General features: G+C 57.9%; 16 protein-coding genes. 1 reads left to right on the forward strand and 15 read right to left on the reverse strand.

The window, feature by feature from the left end:
• Positions 1-56: 56 nt before the first annotated feature.
• Complete coding sequence (locus M0G74_RS12220) at positions 57-3,383, forward strand: amidohydrolase family protein (protein ID WP_248217381.1); 3,327 nt, start codon at positions 57-59, stop codon at positions 3,381-3,383.
• A 100-nt stretch (positions 3,384-3,483) separates the two neighbouring features.
• Here the strand turns inward: M0G74_RS12220 and M0G74_RS12225 are convergent, their stop codons facing one another.
• The 15 genes from M0G74_RS12225 to M0G74_RS12295 all read right to left on the reverse strand — a co-directional run bounded on the left by M0G74_RS12225 (position 3,484) and on the right by M0G74_RS12295 (position 18,916).
• Positions 3,484-4,977, reverse strand: coding sequence for a hypothetical protein (locus M0G74_RS12225; RefSeq protein ID WP_248217383.1), 1,494 nt, complete (start codon positions 4,975-4,977; stop codon positions 3,484-3,486).
• Positions 4,970-5,980 carry a patatin-like phospholipase family protein gene (locus tag M0G74_RS12230; RefSeq protein WP_248217385.1) on the reverse strand — a complete coding sequence of 337 codons (1,011 nt, stop codon included), beginning with the start codon at positions 5,978-5,980 and terminating at the stop codon, positions 4,970-4,972. The genes M0G74_RS12225 and M0G74_RS12230 overlap by 8 nt, the downstream gene beginning before the upstream one ends.
• A 149-nt stretch (positions 5,981-6,129) precedes the next feature.
• Positions 6,130-8,583 carry a hypothetical protein gene (locus M0G74_RS12235; protein ID WP_248217386.1) on the reverse strand — a complete coding sequence of 818 codons (2,454 nt, stop codon included), beginning with the start codon at positions 8,581-8,583 and terminating at the stop codon, positions 6,130-6,132.
• A complete protein-coding gene (locus tag M0G74_RS12240; protein WP_248217388.1) occupies positions 8,583-9,188 on the reverse strand; it encodes a hypothetical protein in 606 nt (201 codons plus the stop codon). The genes M0G74_RS12235 and M0G74_RS12240 overlap by 1 nt, the downstream gene beginning before the upstream one ends.
• Positions 9,189-9,560: 372 nt before the next feature.
• Positions 9,561-9,980, reverse strand: coding sequence for a F0F1 ATP synthase subunit epsilon (locus tag M0G74_RS12245; protein WP_160151885.1), 420 nt, complete (start codon positions 9,978-9,980; stop codon positions 9,561-9,563).
• Positions 9,981-10,047: 67 nt separating this feature from the next.
• Positions 10,048-11,445 (reverse strand): F0F1 ATP synthase subunit beta, encoded by a 1,398-nt coding sequence (atpD, locus tag M0G74_RS12250; RefSeq protein WP_160151884.1) that lies wholly within the window; start codon positions 11,443-11,445, stop codon positions 10,048-10,050.
• 38 nt (positions 11,446-11,483) lie between these two features.
• Positions 11,484-12,344, reverse strand: coding sequence for a F0F1 ATP synthase subunit gamma (gene atpG / locus M0G74_RS12255; protein WP_160151883.1), 861 nt, complete (start codon positions 12,342-12,344; stop codon positions 11,484-11,486).
• Positions 12,345-12,415: 71 nt separating this feature from the next.
• Positions 12,416-13,960 (reverse strand): F0F1 ATP synthase subunit alpha, encoded by a 1,545-nt coding sequence (atpA, locus tag M0G74_RS12260; protein ID WP_248217396.1) that lies wholly within the window; start codon positions 13,958-13,960, stop codon positions 12,416-12,418.
• 51 nt (positions 13,961-14,011) lie between these two features.
• Positions 14,012-14,545 carry a F0F1 ATP synthase subunit delta gene (locus tag M0G74_RS12265; protein ID WP_248217398.1) on the reverse strand — a complete coding sequence of 178 codons (534 nt, stop codon included), beginning with the start codon at positions 14,543-14,545 and terminating at the stop codon, positions 14,012-14,014.
• Positions 14,546-14,556: 11 nt separating this feature from the next.
• Positions 14,557-15,027, reverse strand: a complete 471-nt coding sequence (locus M0G74_RS12270) for a F0F1 ATP synthase subunit B (protein WP_160151880.1) — start codon at positions 15,025-15,027, stop codon at positions 14,557-14,559.
• 54 nt (positions 15,028-15,081) lie between these two features.
• Entirely contained in the window at positions 15,082-15,330 is a 249-nt protein-coding gene (gene atpE, locus M0G74_RS12275) for a F0F1 ATP synthase subunit C (RefSeq protein ID WP_010131056.1), read from the reverse strand.
• 107 nt (positions 15,331-15,437) lie between these two features.
• Positions 15,438-16,379: a F0F1 ATP synthase subunit A gene (gene atpB / locus M0G74_RS12280; protein ID WP_160151879.1), complete on the reverse strand. Its 942-nt coding sequence runs from the start codon at positions 16,377-16,379 to the stop codon at positions 15,438-15,440.
• Between the two features lie 114 nt (positions 16,380-16,493).
• Positions 16,494-16,886, reverse strand: a complete 393-nt coding sequence (locus M0G74_RS12285; RefSeq protein WP_248217399.1) for an ATP synthase subunit I — start codon at positions 16,884-16,886, stop codon at positions 16,494-16,496.
• A 278-nt stretch (positions 16,887-17,164) separates the two neighbouring features.
• Positions 17,165-18,073 carry a ParB/RepB/Spo0J family partition protein gene (locus M0G74_RS12290; protein ID WP_248217400.1) on the reverse strand — a complete coding sequence of 303 codons (909 nt, stop codon included), beginning with the start codon at positions 18,071-18,073 and terminating at the stop codon, positions 17,165-17,167.
• A gap of 18 nt (positions 18,074-18,091) precedes the next feature.
• Positions 18,092-18,916 (reverse strand): ParA family protein, encoded by an 825-nt coding sequence (locus tag M0G74_RS12295; RefSeq protein ID WP_248217402.1) that lies wholly within the window; start codon positions 18,914-18,916, stop codon positions 18,092-18,094.
• Positions 18,917-19,076: the final 160 nt, after the last annotated feature.

Genomic DNA, 19,076 nt, shown 5'->3' on the forward strand with positions numbered 1-19,076 from the left:
TCCTATCCGGGCAGCCACCCAGTCAGATAACACTCCAGTAACCCGGGAGCCCGATAGTGATAAAAACCAAAGTCAGCAAGCTGGCGCGCCTGATCGGCGGCGCCGGATTCGCCCTGACCCTGCCCCTCGCCGCCATCGCGGAAGAGGCCAAGAAAGAAGCGGACAAGTGGGACGTGAACAAGCCTCCCTACGAGTTCAAGTCCATCCCCCTGGACACCCGCGAGACCACCTGGAGTAACCTGGATATCAGCCCGGACGGACAAAGCATGGTCTTCGACATGCTCGGCGACCTCTATGAAATGCCGGTAGCTGGTGGTGACGCCAAGGCCATCACCAACGAAATCGCCTGGAACACCCAGCCGCGCTTCAGCCCCGACGGCAAGTCCATCGTATTCGTGAGTGACCGAGACGGCGCCGACAATGTGTGGATCATGGATCGCAATGGCGAAAACCTGCGCCAGCTCACCACCGAGCGCGAAAACCTGGTGCACGCACCCAGCTTCAGCCCCGACGGCCAGTATCTGGTGGCGCGCAAGGGCTTTATGAGTGGCCGCAGTATTCCGGCCGGTGAAATCTGGATGTACCACTACGGCGGTGGTGAAGGTCGCCAGATCAAGGCGCGCCTGGGCGGCGATATCGCACAGAAGAATATCTCCGATGCGGTGTTCTCCCCGGATGGCCGCTACATCTACTACACCATCGATACCACGCCGGGTACCGTGTGGCACTACAACAAAAACTCCACCCAGCAGATCTTTGCCATCAACCGCTACGACCTGAATGACGGCAAGGACGAGACCTTCGTGTCCGGCCCCGGCGGTTCCATTTCCCCGATGCCATCGCCGGATGGCAAGAAACTGGCATTTATCCGCCGCCAGGACTTCAACACCTCGCTGTTCGTGAAAGACCTAACCACCGGCCTGGAAACCCCGATCTACTCCGAGCTGGAGCGCGATCTGCAGGAGACCTTCGGTTCCCACGGCAACTATGTGCAGTACGACTGGATGCCGGATGGCAAATCCCTGATCGTGTGGAGCAAGGGCAAGTTCCTGCGCATCGCCGCCGATGGCAGCAGCCTGGATAGCGGCGCGCGCGAGATCGTCGCGCACGTCAAAACCGACAAACAGGTAGCGGACGCGGTGCGCTTCCCGGTGGATGTGGCACCGGAGCAGTTCGATGTGAAGATGATCCGCTGGGCGCAGAAGTCCCCGGACGGCAAGCAGATCGCCTTCCAGGCCCTGGGTAAGATCTACGTTCAGGACGTGAACAGTGGCGAACGTCGCCGACTGACCCGCCAGGATGAGCACTTCGAGTTCTACCCCAGCTGGTCCCGCGACGGCAAGCAGATCACCTATGTCACCTGGGACGATGAAAAGCTCGGCCAGGTGCGTGTGGTATCCGCGCGCAATGGCCGCGGCAAGAACATCACCAAAGAACCGGGCCTGTACGTGGAGCCCAGTTTTTCTCCCAATGGTGAGCAGGTGACTTTCCGTCGCTTTACCGGCGGTTACCTGTTGAGCCCCGAGTACTCCCTCGAGCCTGGCATTTACCTGGCCGACGCCGACGGTGACTGGCAGCGTCGCATCGCCAAGTCCGGTTATGAGCCGCACTTCGGCGCCGATGGCGAGCGTATCTACTTCTCCGAGTTCGTCTACGGTGACGGTGGTAAGCGGGTGTTCAAGAGCGTCGATGCCAACGGTAAGGACGAGCGCGAACACCTGCACGGTACCGAAATCACCTCCTTCCGCCTGTCCCCGGACGGCCGCTGGGTCGCCTTTACCCAGGATTTCAAAGCCTACGCCGCGCCCTTTATGCACACCGGCAAATCCGAATCCATCGGCCCCAAAGCCTCCGCGGTGAAGGTAACCCAGGTCTCTGCGCGCGCCGGCGAAAACCTGCACTGGTCCGCCGACAGCAACACCCTGGGCTGGGCTCACGGTCCGAAGCTGTATGAACGCGCCTTGAAGGATGCGTTTGATTTTGTCGCCGGCGCACCCGAGCAGCTGCCGGAGCCGGTGAGCGAAGGCATCGACCTCGGCTTCAAGCAGAAATTCGCCCATTCCGACAAACTGATCGCACTGACCGGCGGCACCGTGGTGACCATGCGCGATGCCGAACAGGCGCAGGAAGTGATCGAAAACGGCGTGGTGCTGTTCCGTGGCAACCGCATTGTTGCGGTGGGCACGGCCAGTGAAGTGGAAATCCCCGTTGGTACCCAGCGTATCGATGTCACCGGCAAAACCGTTTTGCCCGGCCTGATCGACGCTCACGCCCACGGCGCCCAGGGACGCGAGGAGATCATCCCGCAGCAGAACTGGAACCTGTATTCCAGCCTGGCGTTCGGAGTCACCACCATTCACGACCCGTCCAACGACAGCAGTGAGATCTTCTCCGCTGCTGAAATGCAGAAGGCCGGTGTGATCAATGGTCCGCGCATCTACTCCACCGGTACCATCCTTTACGGCGCCAAGGGCCCAGGCTACCGGGCCAAGATCAACAGCCTGGAAGACGCCGAATTCCATGTGAGCCGCCTGAAGGAAATGGGCGCCATCTCGGTGAAAAGCTACAACCAGCCCAGAAGGGAACAGCGCCAGCAGGTGCTGGAAGCAGGCCGCAAGCACGGCATCATGGTGGTGCCGGAAGGTGGCGGTAAATACCAGCACAACATGAATATGATTGTGGATGGCCACACCGGTGTGGAGCACTCGCTGCCAATCGCCAATATCTACTCCGACGTGCAGCAGCTGTGGAGCCAGACCAATGTCGGTTACACCCCGACCTTTGTGGTGGCCTACGGCGGCCTCTCCGGTGAGTACTACTGGTACGACCACACCGAAGTGTGGAAAAACGAGCGCCTGACCCGCTTCACCCCGGACTTTATCGTCAACCCGCGTTCCATCCGTCGCGAACGCGCACCGGAGCATCACTACAACCACTTCAATGTGGCCCACCACGCCAAGCAGTTGCGCGACAAGGGCGTTACCGTGCATATCGGTGCCCACGGCCAGCGCGAAGGCCTCGGTGCCCACTGGGAGTTGTGGATGATGGAGCAGGGCGGCTTCACCCCGTGGGAAGCCTTCCGTGCCGGCACCATCGACGGCGCCCGCTACCTGGGCATGGATAAAGACCTGGGCAGCCTGGAACCCGGCAAACTGGCGGACATCATCGTGGTGGACGGCAACCCGCTGGAAAACCTGCGCTTGTCCGAGAACATCCAGTACACGGTGATCAACGGCAAGGTGTTCGATGCGGCCACCATGAACGAGGTAGACGGCGGCGAGCGCCTGGCGTTCTTCCACGAGCGGTTACCCGTGAGCGCCATGCCGACGCCAACCGCGGAAGCCATTCAAGAGAAGCAGGAGCGACACCACTGGGTGCACTGATTGCCTGGCGTCTCGTTTAATGCATAAAAAAGCCCGCGGTTTTCACTGCGGGCTTTTTTTATTCGGTGTGGTGCGGGAGGGTTATTGGAGGCTTCGGTTATTACCTGCCCTGAAGAAGCGATTCCGCCCTGGAACGGAGTTCTGCAGAGTGGCTCCAGGCCACTACCCGTTCCAGATATTCCCTCGCCAGCGCATCTCTGCCCAGATGTGCGAGATAAAAGCCGATCGCTGCATTCATGTTCAGGTGATTGGGCTCCTGGTGATAGGCACTCTGCATGATCTGCAATGCCTCTTCACTTTTTCCGTTCAATTGATACGCGGTCCACAGGGTGCGGTAACCGGGAAGATAGTCCGGCCCCATCTGCACGGCGATTTTTCCGTACTTCACCGCCATTTCATAAAAGTCGTCATCCCACTCACGGGTGAGCGATAGCGCCTGCAAACGCAGCAGGTAGTACTCGGCAAGGTTGGCGGCCGTCAGGTGGCTGATCTGGCCATATTCGCCAATCTCCTTGGCGACCTTCTCACCAAGCTTGTACTTTTTATCCCGCGCGTCGATCACAGCCATGGCAGTGCGATTTTCTTGCCAGCCGAGTCCTTGCTGTTCGCTCTGCTTCAAGTAGTCCATCGCCAGTCTTGGTTTGTCGAAGTCCATCGCTTCGCTGGCGAGCAGGAACAGGCGCTCGTTTTCGGTCAGGGTACGCCTCGGTATGGAGTAGGTGTATTCGGGAATATCCAACTTGTAACGGTGAAAATCGTCGCGCATATAGGCGAGCATCTCACGCTGCAATTCGGTAACCGGTTTGCCGAAATGTTCCTCGAAAACCGCAAAGGGGTTATCGCCGGCAGCCACCGCCTGCAGATAACTTTGTGTGGCAGCCCGATAGTCCGGGTGACCGGCATTATGTCCCAGCTGTAGATAGTGGGTAAGCAACCAGGCGCTGGCGTAGTAATTGTTCCAATAGCGGCTGTTATCCTCACCCGCGCTGGCCACAAGTGGTGGCGGTGACAGCAGCTGTTCAATGGAGAGAGGCTCATCCGCCGCCCAGGCACTTAATCGCCACTCCGGGAGTCCGCCCACCAGCACCGTTTCCTTACGCAGCTCGGCGCTGGCGAGTAATTCCGCGAATCCCTCGGAATACCAGCGGGGATAGGTCAAGCCGCTGCGCTCGCGCATCAGGTGGTGCACATATTCGTGGAAAATCAGTCCGGATCCGGAAATACCGTGGTCGCCATCCCGGGATAAAATCACCGGTCCCTCCCAGGTTTCCCGGTACAGACCCGCAATCTTGCGGTCGCCGGTAAATTTTTCAAACTCGCGGGAGTTCCGGAAGTGGAACACCCGGAGCTTGTTGTTCTCCGGTGTTTCTTCCTGTCCGGTAAAGGAGAGTGCAGCGCGACGGAAGCGCTCCAGGTCTCGCACCAGGCTATTCACCCGGCGTTCTGGTACATCGGAATAGACCGTAAAGTTTTCCGACTGGTACTGGTGCCACTCGCTGGCAGCTGCGCCGGTGGCCCCTGTCGCAGTCGTTACCAGTATTAACACCAGAAACGAAGCTGCGAGGCGGAGCGGTATCACGAGAGCGTCAGGCATGGACAACCATATCTTCAATCCAGGTGCGCAGGCGACGGGCTTCTTTCTCACCCAGTTCGATCGCTTCCGCAGCCCGCGCATATTCATTACCACCGATATCGCCGACTTTCGGCAGGATCAATACATCCGGCGGTGCGCCCATCATGCGAGTGCGTTTGTGGCGACGCTCAAGTATTTCCATGGCGCGACGCATGGTATCGAACATGCCGGGAGGCGCCGCTTTTGCGTCGCGGCGACTGCGCAAATGGTTGAGTTGCTCCCGGCCCTGCTCAACCAGTTTGGAGAAGCCATCGGCAAAGCTGTGCTCTTTACGATCGCCGTCCGTTTCTGCCCGCGCTATCTGTTCACTTTCCACTTCAAGTACGCGCTCGTCGGCACGGGAAGACTTCTCACTAACGACTTTTCTTACCTCACCGTGCTCCCGCTCCAACAGCGGTGCGGTATCTTCGGTCACATCCACCGCAATTACCGTGGTCGCACCCATGGCCCGGCAAACGTCGACCGGAACCGGGTTGACCACGGCACCGTCGACCAGCCAGCGTCCGGAAAGGGCCTTGGGTGAGAGCAGCCCCGGTATGGAACAGGAGGCACTGACCGCATCCTGCAGATTACCCCGCTGCAACCAGATTTCCTGGCCGCTATGCAGGTCGGTTGCCACGGCGGTGAACGGCAAAGGAAGGTCTTCAATATTTTCGAAGTCGAAATCCTCGAAAAATGCACGAAATGGCTTGATACCGCCAATCACGCCGCCGCTCAGTGACCAGTTGATATCCAGCAGTGAAAATACCCGCCAGTTGTCGAGCATCCGCACCCACTCTTCCAGCTTGTCGAGTGCACCGGCGGAATAGGCGGCCCCCACGAAAGCGCCCATCGAGGTGCCAGCAATCACATGGGGCTTGATCCCCATTTCATCCAGCACCCGGAGAACACCAATGTGTGCGAAGCCTTTCGCTGCGCCACTCCCCAGCGCCAGGCCGATTCGCACCTCGCCATTTTTCGTCATGTCTGCCTTCATGGTTCCAATTGAGCTCGAGGAAAGATCCGTTCGATCGATAGCGCAATGATGGCCCGGCGAGACCGAAATTAAAATCACAGGTATAAAAAAAGCCCGCCATAGGGCGGGCTTAACAAGAAAGGATTGGACAGTAAAAGTTAGTCGTTCAGGTGGGCACAGCGACCGAATTCGGCGCCGCCCTTAACCTCTGCGATCAGCTGCTTGGGGAAGCTGACTTCGCGATCCCGACCGTCTTTACACACAAACGCGGTGTCCATATCGATGTCGAAGGTGATGGTGGCGCCCGCGAGGTTGCCCATCATCTCGGAACCATTGGCGCTCAGCGACAGCGGGTTGTCGATCGGGAACTGGGATGCCTCCACCACACCCTGCTTCTTGAAGAAGTCGCGGGTGTTGATCCAGCCGATACCTTCCAGATACACCGCGCCGACAAAGCCGGTGAAGAAGGAGCCAGCACGACCAACGATCACGCTACCGTCGTCATTCATGTCGGTGGGCATGACCGGGATGGGGCCGAGAGCATTCTGGATGTATTCCGGACCAAACTGCGGGTTGGTGCACAGGTTGCCGTAGAAGAAGTTGTTGTAATCCAGGTCCTCACACCAGGTCAGGCCACCGATTTCTTTCACTTCGTCGGTCTTGGGATTCCACAACTTGACGCCGCTAGCAGTGTCCAGTGCCACGATGCTACCGTCATGGTTCATCGCGGTGCCGTTTTGGGCACCGAACTCGCGGTTGATATCGCGGAATTCACCGTTGACCCAGGCGACCTGGTTCCAGGCGCTGGAACCGGTAATCACGCTGCCATCGCCGGAAATGCGATCGGCGCGCACCCACTGTACGAAGCCCGGCAGGTCGTAGGGCAGCTCCTCGACGTTGCCGTGCTTGTCCCACTTTACCGGTACCATTTCGCCGGCACCGGCGCGCTGACAGTTACCGTCACCGTCCATATCCTTATAGCCAAGGCCGACCATGACTTCACCACTGTCGTCCATATCCCACACGGCGGCAGACTGTTTGCCCGCGGTACCGGAACCGCCACAGCTGTTGCCGTTCAGGTCCTGCATGGGCTTCAGCTTGTTGCTGACCAGGTCCCACATCGCCGGCTCTTTGATGCCGTTGCCATCCAGGTCCGCGGTGATCGCCGCCTTGGTGGCGTTTTTGTTCATGCGGCCGCCGTTACTGCGCACATCGGTGTTCGGGTGCAGGGCGAAGGATTTCTGTACCGAGTCATACACGAACGGGATACCGTTGCCCACGGTACCGAGGGCTTTCTTACCATTCTTTGCGAGATCGGTAACGAATGCCTGCACCAGCGGGGTGTACTGGATACCGTCCATGTAACCGTTAAAGTACATATCGGTCTGCTTGGTTTCACCCGCCTGTACGGTAATCGGGGTGAAGTTACACGCGCGGTCTTCGCCTGGGTTGGCGCTCTCACCGGCGTTCCAGTACTCGGCCTGGGAAACGATGGCAGTCGGAGCAGTCGGGTATCCGCCGGCCTTGATGGTGTCGGTATACAGCACATAGCGTGCACCCGGCTGCAGGCCATTGATGGTAAAGGTACCGTCCGGACCGACCATGCCCTGCGTCATATTGCCGGACTGCTGGGTGATCACGTCGTACATCGGGTTGTCGATGTTACGCGCCACCATGTTGATGCCGGAGTATTCGCTGACGCCGTCTTTCAGGTACAACTTGCCAGTGATGGAACCGTACTCGGATTTGTAAGCATCAGTCGGATACAGGTCGGAAATATTGACGATGTCATCGCGTACGCTGATGGTCGACTGCTGACGTCCCGCTTCGCCGCGCACATTGATGAACGGGAACATGGTTTCGATGGTGTCCTCGGAAGGACGCTGCGCACCGTTGAACAAAGTCGCAGTGTCACAGCCCGGAACGCCATCGTAGTAGGGACGGTAGGCCGCCGCCATATAGCTGAAGTGACCGTTGGCCTGGGAGTGGGACATGTTCATCGCATGGCCGAACTCGTGAGTGAATACGCCGGCGACTTTTTCCCCTTCGGTATCACTGATATCTACAAACCAGCCGTTCATCAGCGCGGTCGCTTCGGTGATTTCACCGGTCTCTTCGTCAGCCCACTCGGGGAAGGCAATGCCGAGTACCTGATTTTTCGGCACGCCAAAATACTGCTCGAGGATCTGGCCATCGGTGTCGTAATTGACCCAGAAGCCGTAGCCGTTTTCCTTACCGTAGATTTCACCAACGTTGGTTTCATTGACGTCGGCAATACCGGTCTGTTCTTCGATGGTGCCCTGGATAGTCATCGACAGTGTGGATGTTTCCACATTCGTCCATTCGGCGATGGCTTTCGCGGTAACCGCATTCGCCTGTTCGATGGTCAGGAAAACATTGCCGTCGTAATTCACGGTAAACGCCTGTGCTTCGCCACCATCTGCGATCGGCGTCATCGGGCCACCGTCGGTGTAGACCGGGATATCGCCCTTGGAGGTATCCCATTTGTAGGGCTGCATGGTCGGTTCGTGAATGTACAGCGGACCACCAGCCTGTGCACCAGCGGAAGCGAGGGCCAGCGCCATCGCGATATTGAGCTTTTTCATTTTCATTATTTGCTCTCCTCAACCAACTTCCCAACAAGACCGACAAAAGTGGCAGCGCTCATGGAGCCAGGATTGGTAATCATGTTCTGTTCTTCGTTGGACAGGGCAGAGGTGTCCATGCCCTCGAACAGGCCGTGGTTGTTGAACGCGTTGGTGGCTTTATCGTTACTCACGATAAATTTGCCTTGCGCCATACCGGTGGTGGTTTGGAAGCCGGTCATTTCGGCTTTTTTGTACATGAAGGCCACAACCTGCTCGCCTTCGTTCCACTTGGCGAAGCCTTCTGGGGTAACGCCGAGATAGACCTTGCCGTTGCCCATGGAGCGCGGCTTGATCAAACCAAACTGGCGGAAGGTGTACTCACTGTCGTCTTTCACTTTGCCCTTGGCATCGCTACCGACACGAATGGTCACTTCGGTAAACGGGGCACTGTTCTGGAAGCCATCGGTGACACTGACAACCTGGCCGATAAGAATGCTATCGGCTTCGGCAACCAGTTCTTCGAGGTTCTGGTTTTTGAGTTTCATAGCGTGGGCGGAGACGGAAAGTAGTGCGGCTGCCGTCAACGACGCCAATAGGGATATGCGCGAGAATAATTTCCCGAATTGCATTGGGACCTCCTGACTAGATTTATTTTTATTTCAGGTGGCGCCAGCAGGTGCTGCTGCGCCACTGGGTCATTGAATAGAACACAGTTGGTTTTGGCGCTGAGTAACACTTTGTAACAAGAACGAATTAGATGAATTTGGTCATTTACACTGGAAAGCGCCGTTGACCCAATAGTGCCGGGAGCTGCGGGGCAGGGGGGGATTTTCAGGCATTCCAGGGCGACAAGTTAGGGAGAAAAGTCAGCGTTGTTTTTGCGAGCACTATCGCAAAAAATTTGTGCGTCGCATCGGGTGATTTTTGCGAATTTTGATCCGCCTGAAACAAAAAAAAGCAGCCGAAGCTGCTTTTTTCGATTTCCTGCATTACTGCGGGAATTACTTACCGGCGGCCCTGCGGATCGCCTGCATGGTGCGCAGGCGGGCTTCGGCTTCGGCAAGTTGCGCGGAGATGCGGGCATAGTCGATATCCGCCGGGGCGCTGCGCAGGGCGTGTTCCGCCTCTTCGCGCGCCTTTTTGGCCGCCTCTTCGTCGATTTCGCGCTCGGCGATGTCGGCGAGGATGGTCACCATATTCGGCTGGATTTCGGCATAGCCACCGCTCAGGAACAGCACCTCTTCATCACCATTATCCTTGATGATGCGTACCGGACCCGGCTTGAGGGCGGTGAGCAGCTGCGCGTGACCGTAGGAGATACCGAGTTCCCCTTCGACGCCGCTGACAATCACCATCTTCACCAGACCGGAGAAGAGGGATTCCTCTGCGCTAACGATGTCGCAATGTACTGTCATAGCCATAAGGCTACCTCATTCTCAGCTGTTTGCCTTGTGGCACCCGCATATTTACGGGTGCCACGCGCGTGCCTTACTTCTTATTGGCTTTCTCAACGGCTTCGTCGATGCCGCCAACCATGTAGAAGGCCTGCTCCGGCAGGTGGTCGTAGTCGCCGTTCAGAATGCCCTGGAAACCACGGATGGTTTCTTTCAGGGAAACGTATTTACCCGGTGCACCGGTAAATACTTCAGCAACGTGGAACGGCTGAGACAGGAAGCGCTCGATCTTACGTGCACGGGCAACGATCTGCTTGTCTTCTTCAGACAGCTCGTCCATACCCAGAATCGCGATGATGTCTTTCAGCTCTTTGTAGCGCTGAAGTACGGACTGAACGCCACGCGCAGTGTCGTAGTGCTCCTGACCGATCACCAGCGGATCCAGCTGACGAGAGGTGGAGTCCAGCGGGTCAACCGCAGGGTAGATACCCTTAGAGGCGATATCACGGCTCAGTACTACGGTGGAGTCCAAGTGCGCGAAGGTGGTCGCCGGAGACGGGTCGGTCAAGTCATCCGCCGGTACGTATACCGCCTGGATGGAGGTGATGGAGCCGGTCTTGGTGGAGGTAATACGCTCCTGCAGAACGCCCATCTCTTCCGCCAGAGTCGGCTGGTAACCTACCGCAGACGGCATACGGCCGAGCAGTGCGGATACTTCGGTACCGGCCAGGGTGTAACGGTAGATGTTGTCCACGAACAACAGTACGTCACGACCTTCGTCACGGAATTTCTCGGCCATGGTCAGGCCGGTCAGGGCTACGCGCAGACGGTTGCCGGGCGGCTCATTCATCTGGCCGTAGACCATCGCTACCTTGGACTTGGAAAACTCTTCGACGTTTACAACGCCGGCTTCCTGCATCTCGTGGTAGAAGTCGTTACCTTCACGAGTACGCTCACCCACACCCGCGAACACGGACAGACCGCTGTGCTCGGTGGCGATGTTGTTGATGAGCTCCATCATGTTTACGGTTTTACCTACACCGGCACCACCGAACAGACCAACTTTACCACCCTTGGCGAACGGACATACCAGGTCGATTACCTTGATGCCAGTCTCCAGCAGGTCGGTGGAGTTTGCTTGCTCTTCGTAGGTCGGCGCAGCGCGGTGGATAGAGGAACGCTCTTTCTCACCGATAGGGCCACACTCGTCGATAGGGTTACCCAGAACGTCCATGATGCGGCCGAGGGTTTCAGTACCAACCGGTACGGATACCGGGGCGCCGGTGTTGGTTACCGCGAGACCGCGGCGAACACCTTCGGAAGAACCCATGGCGATAGCACGTACGATGCCGTCGCCCAGCTGCTGCTGCACTTCCATGGTGAGGTTCTTTTCCTCACACACGAGTGCATCGTATACATTCGGTACGGCGTCGCGCGGGAATTCCACGTCGATGACCGCGCCGATAACTTGCACAATTTGCCCGTTACTCATTTCCCGATCCTCAAATTTCAAATCTTTACTCGGCTGCCTTAAACCGCCGCAGCGCCGCCAACAATTTCAGACAGCTCTTGCGTGATTGCTGCCTGGCGGGCCTTGTTGTAAACCAGCTGCAGCGCATCGATCAGCTCACCGGCGTTATCGGTGGCGCTCTTCATCGCAATCATGCGCGCTGCCTGTTCACAGGCCTTGTTTTCAACGACTGCCTGGTACACCTGAGATTCGATGTAGCGGGTCAGCAGACCGTCGAGAAGCTCGACCGGCTCTGGCTCGTACAGGTAATCCCATTCGTGCTGCAGTTGCTCGTCTTCGTCTCTTTTCAACGGAAGCAGCTGTTCGACATGCGGCTTCTGGGTCATGGTGTTCACGAATTCGTTGGACACCAGGAAGAGACGGTCGATATCGCCACTGGCGAAACGATCGAGCATGACTTTAACGGAGCCGATCAGCTGTTTGGCCTGAGGCTGGTCGCCCAGGTCGCGTACAGCTGCCACTACGTTGCCGCCGATGTTATTGAAAAAGCTGGCCGCCTTGTTGCCGACTGCACAGATGTCCACGCCAACACCCTGGTCGTCCCAGGATTTCATGTCGCGGATGGCAGCCTTGAACACGTTGATGTTCAGGCCACCGCAGAGTCCGCGGTCGGTGGATACCAGGATGTAACCCACACGCTTGGCTTCGCGCTCCTGCATGTAGGTGTGCTGGTATTCCGCCGAGGCGTTGGCAACGTGGCCAATCACCGCGCGGATGCGGCTTGCGTAAGGGCGCCCCAGTGCCATGCGATCCTGAGCTTTACGCATCTTGCTCGCCGCAACCATTTCCATGGCCGAGGTGATTTTCTGCGTGCTCTTGATGCTGGCAATTTTTGTGCGTACTTCTTTTCCGCCTGCCATAGTCAGTTACCTTTTTGCCGGAAGTTAACCTGCAGGAGCAGGTCGCGAGACTTACTCCTGCACACGGGTACTTACCAGCTACCGGTAGCGACGAACTTCTCGATCGCAGCCTTGAAGGCGTTGTCGATTTCGTCGTTGTAGTTACCGGTGCTGTTTACTTGCGCCATCAGCTCTGCGTGTTCGCTATTCATGAAAGCGAGCAGGGCGGATTCGAAGTCCAGCACTTTGTTAACTTCTACGTTGTTCAGGTAACCCTTGTCCGCGGCGTAAACGGAAACAGCCATGTCCGCGATCGACAGCGGAGAGTACTGCTTCTGCTTCATCAGCTCGGTTACGCGCTCACCGTGGTCCAGCTGGGCTTTGGTGGCTTCGTCCAGGTCGGAAGCGAACTGGGAGAAGGCCGCGAGCTCGCGGTACTGGGCCAGAGCGGTACGGATACCACCGGACAGCTTCTTGATGATCTTGGTCTGGGCGGAACCACCAACTCGGGATACGGAGATACCCGGGTTGATCGCAGGACGTACACCCGCGTTGAACAGGTCGGTTTCCAGGAAGATCTGACCATCGGTAATGGAGATTACGTTGGTCGGTACGAACGCGGAAACGTCACCCGCCTGGGTTTCGATGATCGGCAGCGCGGTCAGGGAGCCGGTTTTGCCTTTCACTTCACCGTTGGTGAACTTTTCTACGTAGTCGGCGTTTACACGCGCGGCACGCTCCAGCAGACGGGAGTGCAAGTAGAAAACGTCACCCGGGTAGGCTTCACGGCCCGGAGGACGCTTCAGCAGCAGGGAGATCTGACGGTAGGCCCAAGCCTGCTTGGTCAGGTCATCGTAAATGATCAGGGCGTCTTCACCGCGGTCGCGGAAGTACTCACCCATGGTGCAGCCAACGTAGGGCGCCAGGAACTGCATCGCAGCCGGGTCGGCAGCACCAGCGGCAACCACGATGGTGTGGTCCATAGCGCCGTGCTCTTCCAGCTTGCGTACAACGTTGGCAATAGAGGACTGCTTCTGGCCTACGGCAACGTAGATACACTTAATGCCGGTGCCTTTCTGGTTGATGATCGCATCGATCGCAACCGCAGTCTTACCGATCTGACGGTCGCCAATGATCAGCTCACGCTGGCCACGGCCGATCGGGATCATGGTGTCTACCGCTTTCAGACCGGTCTGTACCGGCTGGTCAACGGACTGACGGGCGATTACGCCGGGGGCTACTTTCTCAACCGCGTCGGTCAGCTTGTTGTTCAGCGGACCTTTACCGTCGATCGGGTTACCCAGTGCGTCTACCACGCGGCCCAGCAGTTCCGGACCAACCGGAGCTTCCAGGATGCGGCCGGTACAACGACACTTCTGGCCTTCTGCCAGAGATTTGTAGTCACCCAGGATTACGGCACCAACGGAATCGCGCTCCAGGTTCAGCGCCATACCGTAGACGCCGCCCTCGAATTCGATCATTTCACCGTACATCACGTCGGCCAGGCCGTGGATGCGGATGATACCGTCGGATACGGAAACAATGGTGCCCTCATTCTGGGCTTCGGTGCTCACATCGAGATTGTCGATGCGGCTCTTGATAATTTCACTGATCTCAGAGGGATTCAGTTGCTGCATGCTCTGTTCCTCGAACTCCCCTCCACCGCGTGCGGTAGAGGGGACGATAATTTAGGAGTTCATCGCCTCGGCGAGTTTGGCCAGTCGGCCGCGCACGGTGCCATCGATGACCGTGTCGCCGGCGCGCACAATGGCGCCGCCCAGCAGACTTTCATCAACCGCGTTGTGCAGGTGCACTTCACGGGAAAACTTCTTGCTGAGTGCCTGGGTGAGGCGCTGGGTCTGTTCTTCGCTGAGCGGGCGGGCGGAGAGAACTTCCACTTCGAGAGTGGCTTCCGCTTCGGCCTTCAGGATTTCGAACAGTTCGGAAATTTCCGGCAACAGTGCCAGGCGGTGGTTTTCCGCCAGCAACTTGATGAAGTTCTGTTGTGGCTGTTCAAAGTCGCCACAGACAGACAGGAATTTTTCCGCACGCACTTCACTGGTCAGCTGTGGATTATCCAGCAGCTCGCCAATTTTTTCGTTCTGGCTGACCGCCGCTGCGGTTGCCAACGCAACACTCCAACCGGAAAGGTTGGAGCTTTGTTGTGCGCTGGCAAATGCCGCTTTCGCGTAGGGCCGGGCCAGAGTGCTTAGTTCCGCCATGGGTTCCTCGCTTACAGCTCGGCTGCCAGTTTCTCGATCATGTCATCGTGCACTTTGGCATCGATGTTGACTGAGAGGATTTTTTCCGCGCCGGCAACAGACAGGGCAGCAACACGCGAGCGAAGTTGTTCTTTCGCACGGTTTACTTCCTGTTCGATTTCCGCCTCAGCGGCAGCTTTCAGGCGATCGCCTTCGCTACGCGCAGCCGTTTTGGCTTCTTCAACGATCTGGTTGGCGCGCTTGTTGGCGCCATCGATGATTTCAGCCGCCTGGGCTTTGGCTTCTTTCAGTTGCTCGACAGCTTTACGCTGTGCCAGCTCAAGATCTTTCTCCGCGCGCTCGGCTTCTTGCAGACCGGTAGCAATTTTCTGCTCACGCTCTTGCATAACACCCAGCAGGGCCGGCCAGACATACTTCCAGCAGAACCATACGAAGGCGAGAAAGGTGATCGACTGGCCGATCAGAGTCAGGTTGATATTCACACCGACACCTCTTGCTCTTTCAAAAATGGGTTAAAGGGCAATTGGAACGATGGATTAACCAGCCAGACCAGGAGCAACCGCGAAAATCAGGTACATAGCGATACCAACACCGATCATCGGAACGGCGTCGAGCAGACCAGCCATCAGGAACATTTTGCCCTGCAGAGCCGGAGCCTGTTCAGGCTGACGTGCAGAACCTTCCAGCAGTTTGCCACCCAGGGTGCCGAAACCGATAGCAGTACCCAGTGCGCCCAGACCGATCAGCAGTGCAGCAGCTACGTATACCAGACCTAATGCTTCCATTGTTTTCTCCAAAGTAAAGTTACGAGTTGTTGAAGTTGAAAGTGAATGAAAAAGTTAAAGTACAAACGAAAACCTGTTTCCCCGGGATATCCCGGGGAGGCACGACTTTACTGGTCGTGCGCGTGTTCATCTTCCCGGTCGTGCGCCATCGCCATGTACACAGTGGTCAACACCATGAACACGAACGCCTGCAGGGTAATTACCAGGATGTGGAAAATGGCCCAGCCCATCTGCAGCAGACCGGCGCCGATAAAGCCCAGAACGCCCACACCGAAGACGATGGCGATCAGGATAAAGATCATCTCACCGGCGTAGAGGTTTCCGAACAGACGCAGACCGAGAGAGACAGGCTTGGCGATAAGGGAAACCGCTTCCAGCAGGAAGTTGAACGGAATCAGGAAAATATCGATGTACCACTTGCCGGAGTGGAAGGGGTGCAGGGTCAGCTCTTTCACAAAACCCATCAGGCCCTTTTCCCTCACGCTGAAGAAGATCATCAGCGCGAATACCGCCAGCGCCATGCCCAGGGTGGCATTCAGGTCGGTGGTGGGAACGACTTTAAAGTAAACGTGATGTGGATCCGCACCGGTAATGGCGGAAGTACCGTGGGCAAACGCCAGCGGCAGCCAGTCAACCGGGATCAGGTCCATCAGGTTCATCAGGAACACCCACACGAAGATGGTCAGCGCCATCGGGGCGACCATGCTGTTGCGGTGCGGGAAGGTGTCTTTAACGGTCTTGTCGATGAAGTCGACAATCACTTCGACAAAGCTCTGGAAACCAGTGGGAACACCAGCAGTGGCCTTTTTCGCGGCGCGCGCGAACAGGAAACAGAAAAGCAGGCCCAGACCGATAGACCAACCGAGGGTATCCAGGTGGACAGCCCAAAAGCCCATATCGGCAGCTTCCTGGCTGCTGTGGGCGATGGTCCAGGTGGACTCGGACAGTACGGTACCGTCAGCACGGGTATAACCCGCTGGCAGTTTTCCGTAGGCAAGATTTTGCAGGTGGTGCTGGATATACCCCGTCGCGGTTTGTTCGGCAGCCATAGTTCCTCAACACGTTCTAAGATAAAAAACTTTTTCGGGAACCCCATCTCTGCGCAGGGCGTCAAACCCTCAACCTTTCGGCGCAGTCACTCTTCGGGGGTTCCTGGGCCACTGCTACGCCTTTGTATGCAGTCGGGCCACGAGAATCCATTGCAAAATCACGCACAAGCTGTAGCTGATAAACAGCACCGCGGGGTTCAGCGTCTTGACGCTGGCAAACACCGCCGCGAACCCCACCAGGGTCATCGCAAACTTGCCGGTTTCGGCGCGGTAGAAACTTCCCACCGCGCGCTGGCTTGCGCGCGCACCGCGGATCTTGTCGCGGTCGGGCCCAAATAACTCAAAGGCGCGCAGGCCAAAATACAGATTGGGCAGCACACACAGGAGGCTGCCAAGGAGGGCGGAGAGGGCAATAATCCGCCCCAGCGTCAATTCGAGCGCCAGCGCAGCCAACACAACAACTGCCAGCTGGATCAGCGAAATCTTTACTACCGGGGGATTGCGCATAGGCGGGAACAGGCCGGCCAGATTTTAATCTCCGCCCAATTTTTGGGCGTGCGAATTATGTAGGAACAGGCGAGGCGATTCAACTGGCAAATCCCTTCAGATCCCCTGTCGTTCGCGGTCTTTTGCCGCTAAACCCACCTAAAGCAAGCGCCCACTTCCAGGGGAAGTGGGCGCCATACAAGCACCATTTTGGCGCAGCTTGGAAGGCTGCATTCTGGTGCAACATAACGGAAACGTTGCAACCGTAACGGTTTGCGGGGCTTCGGCAGCTGCCGGGATCAGTCTTCGCTGTACCCCAGGTGGGCCAGAATGCCGTCCAGCTCATCCAGACTGGTGTACTTGAGCACCAGTTTACCGGCCCCCTTGTCGCCGTGATCAATGCTGACAGGCACGCCAATTTTTTCTGCCAGGCGTTCAGTGAGGCGGCGAATATTCGGGTCTACCTCGGGTTTCTTTACCTTCGGCTTACCAGCCTCCTCATGAATGCGGCGAACCAGGGCCTCGGTCTGGCGCACGGTCAGGCCGCGCTCCACCACCTGGCGGGCGGCCTGGCGCTGGTCGTCACCGCCAAGGCCCAGCAGAGCCTTGGCGTGGCCAGTTTCGATATCGCCGCGCTCGAGAAAAGTGCGCACCTCGTCGGTCAGGCTTAGCAGGCGCAACAGATTCGTTACTGCGGTGCGGGACTTGCCCACCGCCTCGGCGACCTGCTGCTGGGTGAGTTCGAACTCGTCCTGCAGACGCTTGAGGGCAATAGCCTCTTCCACCGGGTTGAGGTCTTCCCGCTGGATATTCTCGATCAGCGCCATGGCGATGGCGGCTTCGTCGGAAACGTCGCGAATCAGCGCCGGAACCTTATCCAGCGACGCCAGCTGCGCGGCACGCCAGCGGCGCTCACCGGCGATAATCTCGTATTTGTGCTCACCGATCGGGCGTACCACGATCGGCTGCATGATGCCCTGGACGCGAATGGAGTCCGCCAGCTCTTGCAGAGACTCCTGCGGAAAGTCGCGGCGCGGCTGGTAACGGCCGCGCTGCAGGAATTCGATCGGCAGCTCTTTCAGCTCCCCATCCACACGCTCAACGATATCGCCGTTGCGCTCACCGGTGGCGACGGCGATGGCCTCACTGGCGTTGTTGCTGATCAGGTGGGAAAGCCCTTTCCCCAGGCCCTTGCGTTTGGCGGCCATAACTTCTCTACCTCAGTCCTAAACCGCTTCCGCTACCGGGCGGGGTCCACTGCTATTTTGATTGGCGTTGTTCTGGTTGGCCGCGCTGTGGCGGCGGGTGATTTCGCCGGCGAGGGCGAGGTAGGCGATAGCCCCCTTGGAATTGCGATCGTAGTCCAGCGCCGGCTTGCCGAAGCTTGGGGCCTCGGCAAGACGCACGTTGCGCGGGATGCAGGTGCGGTAGAGGCGGTCGCCAAAGTATTCGTTCAACTGCTCGGATACATCCCCGGTGAGGCTGTTGCGCGGATCGTACATGGTGCGCAGTATGCCCTCGATCTTGAGGTTGGGGTTGGCCGCCCGCTGAATCTGGGTGATGGTGTCGATCAGCGCCGAGAGGCCCTCCAGTGCGTAGTACTCGCACTGCATCGGGATCAGTACACCACCGGCCGCACACAGCGCGTTGACGGTCAGCATATTCAGGGAGGGCGGGCAATCGATGATGATGTAATCGTAATCACCACTGATTTCAGCCAGTGCCTGGCGCAGGCGAGACTCGCGGCCATCCATCTCCAGCAGCTCCACCTCGGCCGCCGACAGGTCGCCGTTGGCGGGCATCAGGTCAAAACCACTATTGGTGGGGACTATGGCCTTGCGCGGCGGCAGCAGACTGGCGAGCACGTCGTAGCTGGACAGCTGCAGTTCGCTTTTATCGACGCCGCTGCCCATGGTGGCATTGCCCTGGGGGTCGAGGTCAATCAGCAGCACCCGGCGCTTGTTCGCCACCAGGGAGGCCGAGAGATTCACACAGGTGGTGGTTTTACCCACGCCCCCTTTCTGATTCGCTACCGCAAAAATCTTGCTCAAGTTTCTGGTCCTGTTGTTCCCGGAATGCGCGCTCCGCGCGCCCACCGGGCTCGCCGCTAGGCCGGATTCCCCGGAAAATGCGGCAGCAATTGCGCACGCGCGAACATCAGCCCGGTGCGCAGGTCTCAAAAATAATCGTTACACCAGCCGGTGTATTCTG

The sequence above is a fragment of the Microbulbifer sp. CAU 1566 genome, from assembly GCF_023156515.1.
In the GTDB taxonomy this organism is placed as follows: Bacteria; Pseudomonadota; Gammaproteobacteria; order Pseudomonadales; family Cellvibrionaceae; genus Microbulbifer.

Bases quoted from the DNA above. Each gene is read 5' to 3' on its own strand.
- M0G74_RS12265 (WP_248217398.1), bottom strand. From the start codon at position 14,545: ATGGCGGAACTAAGCACTCTGGCCCGGCCCTACGCGAAAGCGGCATTT.
- atpG (WP_160151883.1), bottom strand. From the start codon at position 12,344: ATGGCAGGCGGAAAAGAAGTACGCACAAAAATTGCCAGCATCAAGAGC.
- M0G74_RS12225 (WP_248217383.1), bottom strand. From the start codon at position 4,977: ATGCCTGACGCTCTCGTGATACCGCTCCGCCTCGCAGCTTCGTTTCTG.
- M0G74_RS12290 (WP_248217400.1), bottom strand. From the start codon at position 18,073: ATGGCCGCCAAACGCAAGGGCCTGGGGAAAGGGCTTTCCCACCTGATC.
- M0G74_RS12285 (WP_248217399.1), bottom strand. From the start codon at position 16,886: ATGCGCAATCCCCCGGTAGTAAAGATTTCGCTGATCCAGCTGGCAGTT.
- atpB (WP_160151879.1), bottom strand. From the start codon at position 16,379: ATGGCTGCCGAACAAACCGCGACGGGGTATATCCAGCACCACCTGCAA.
- atpE (WP_010131056.1), bottom strand. From the start codon at position 15,330: ATGGAAGCATTAGGTCTGGTATACGTAGCTGCTGCACTGCTGATCGGT.
- atpA (WP_248217396.1), bottom strand. From the start codon at position 13,960: ATGCAGCAACTGAATCCCTCTGAGATCAGTGAAATTATCAAGAGCCGC.
- atpD (WP_160151884.1), bottom strand. From the start codon at position 11,445: ATGAGTAACGGGCAAATTGTGCAAGTTATCGGCGCGGTCATCGACGTG.
- M0G74_RS12245 (WP_160151885.1), bottom strand. From the start codon at position 9,980: ATGGCTATGACAGTACATTGCGACATCGTTAGCGCAGAGGAATCCCTC.
- M0G74_RS12235 (WP_248217386.1), bottom strand. From the start codon at position 8,583: ATGAAAATGAAAAAGCTCAATATCGCGATGGCGCTGGCCCTCGCTTCC.
- M0G74_RS12240 (WP_248217388.1), bottom strand. From the start codon at position 9,188: ATGCAATTCGGGAAATTATTCTCGCGCATATCCCTATTGGCGTCGTTG.
- M0G74_RS12230 (WP_248217385.1), bottom strand. From the start codon at position 5,980: ATGACGAAAAATGGCGAGGTGCGAATCGGCCTGGCGCTGGGGAGTGGC.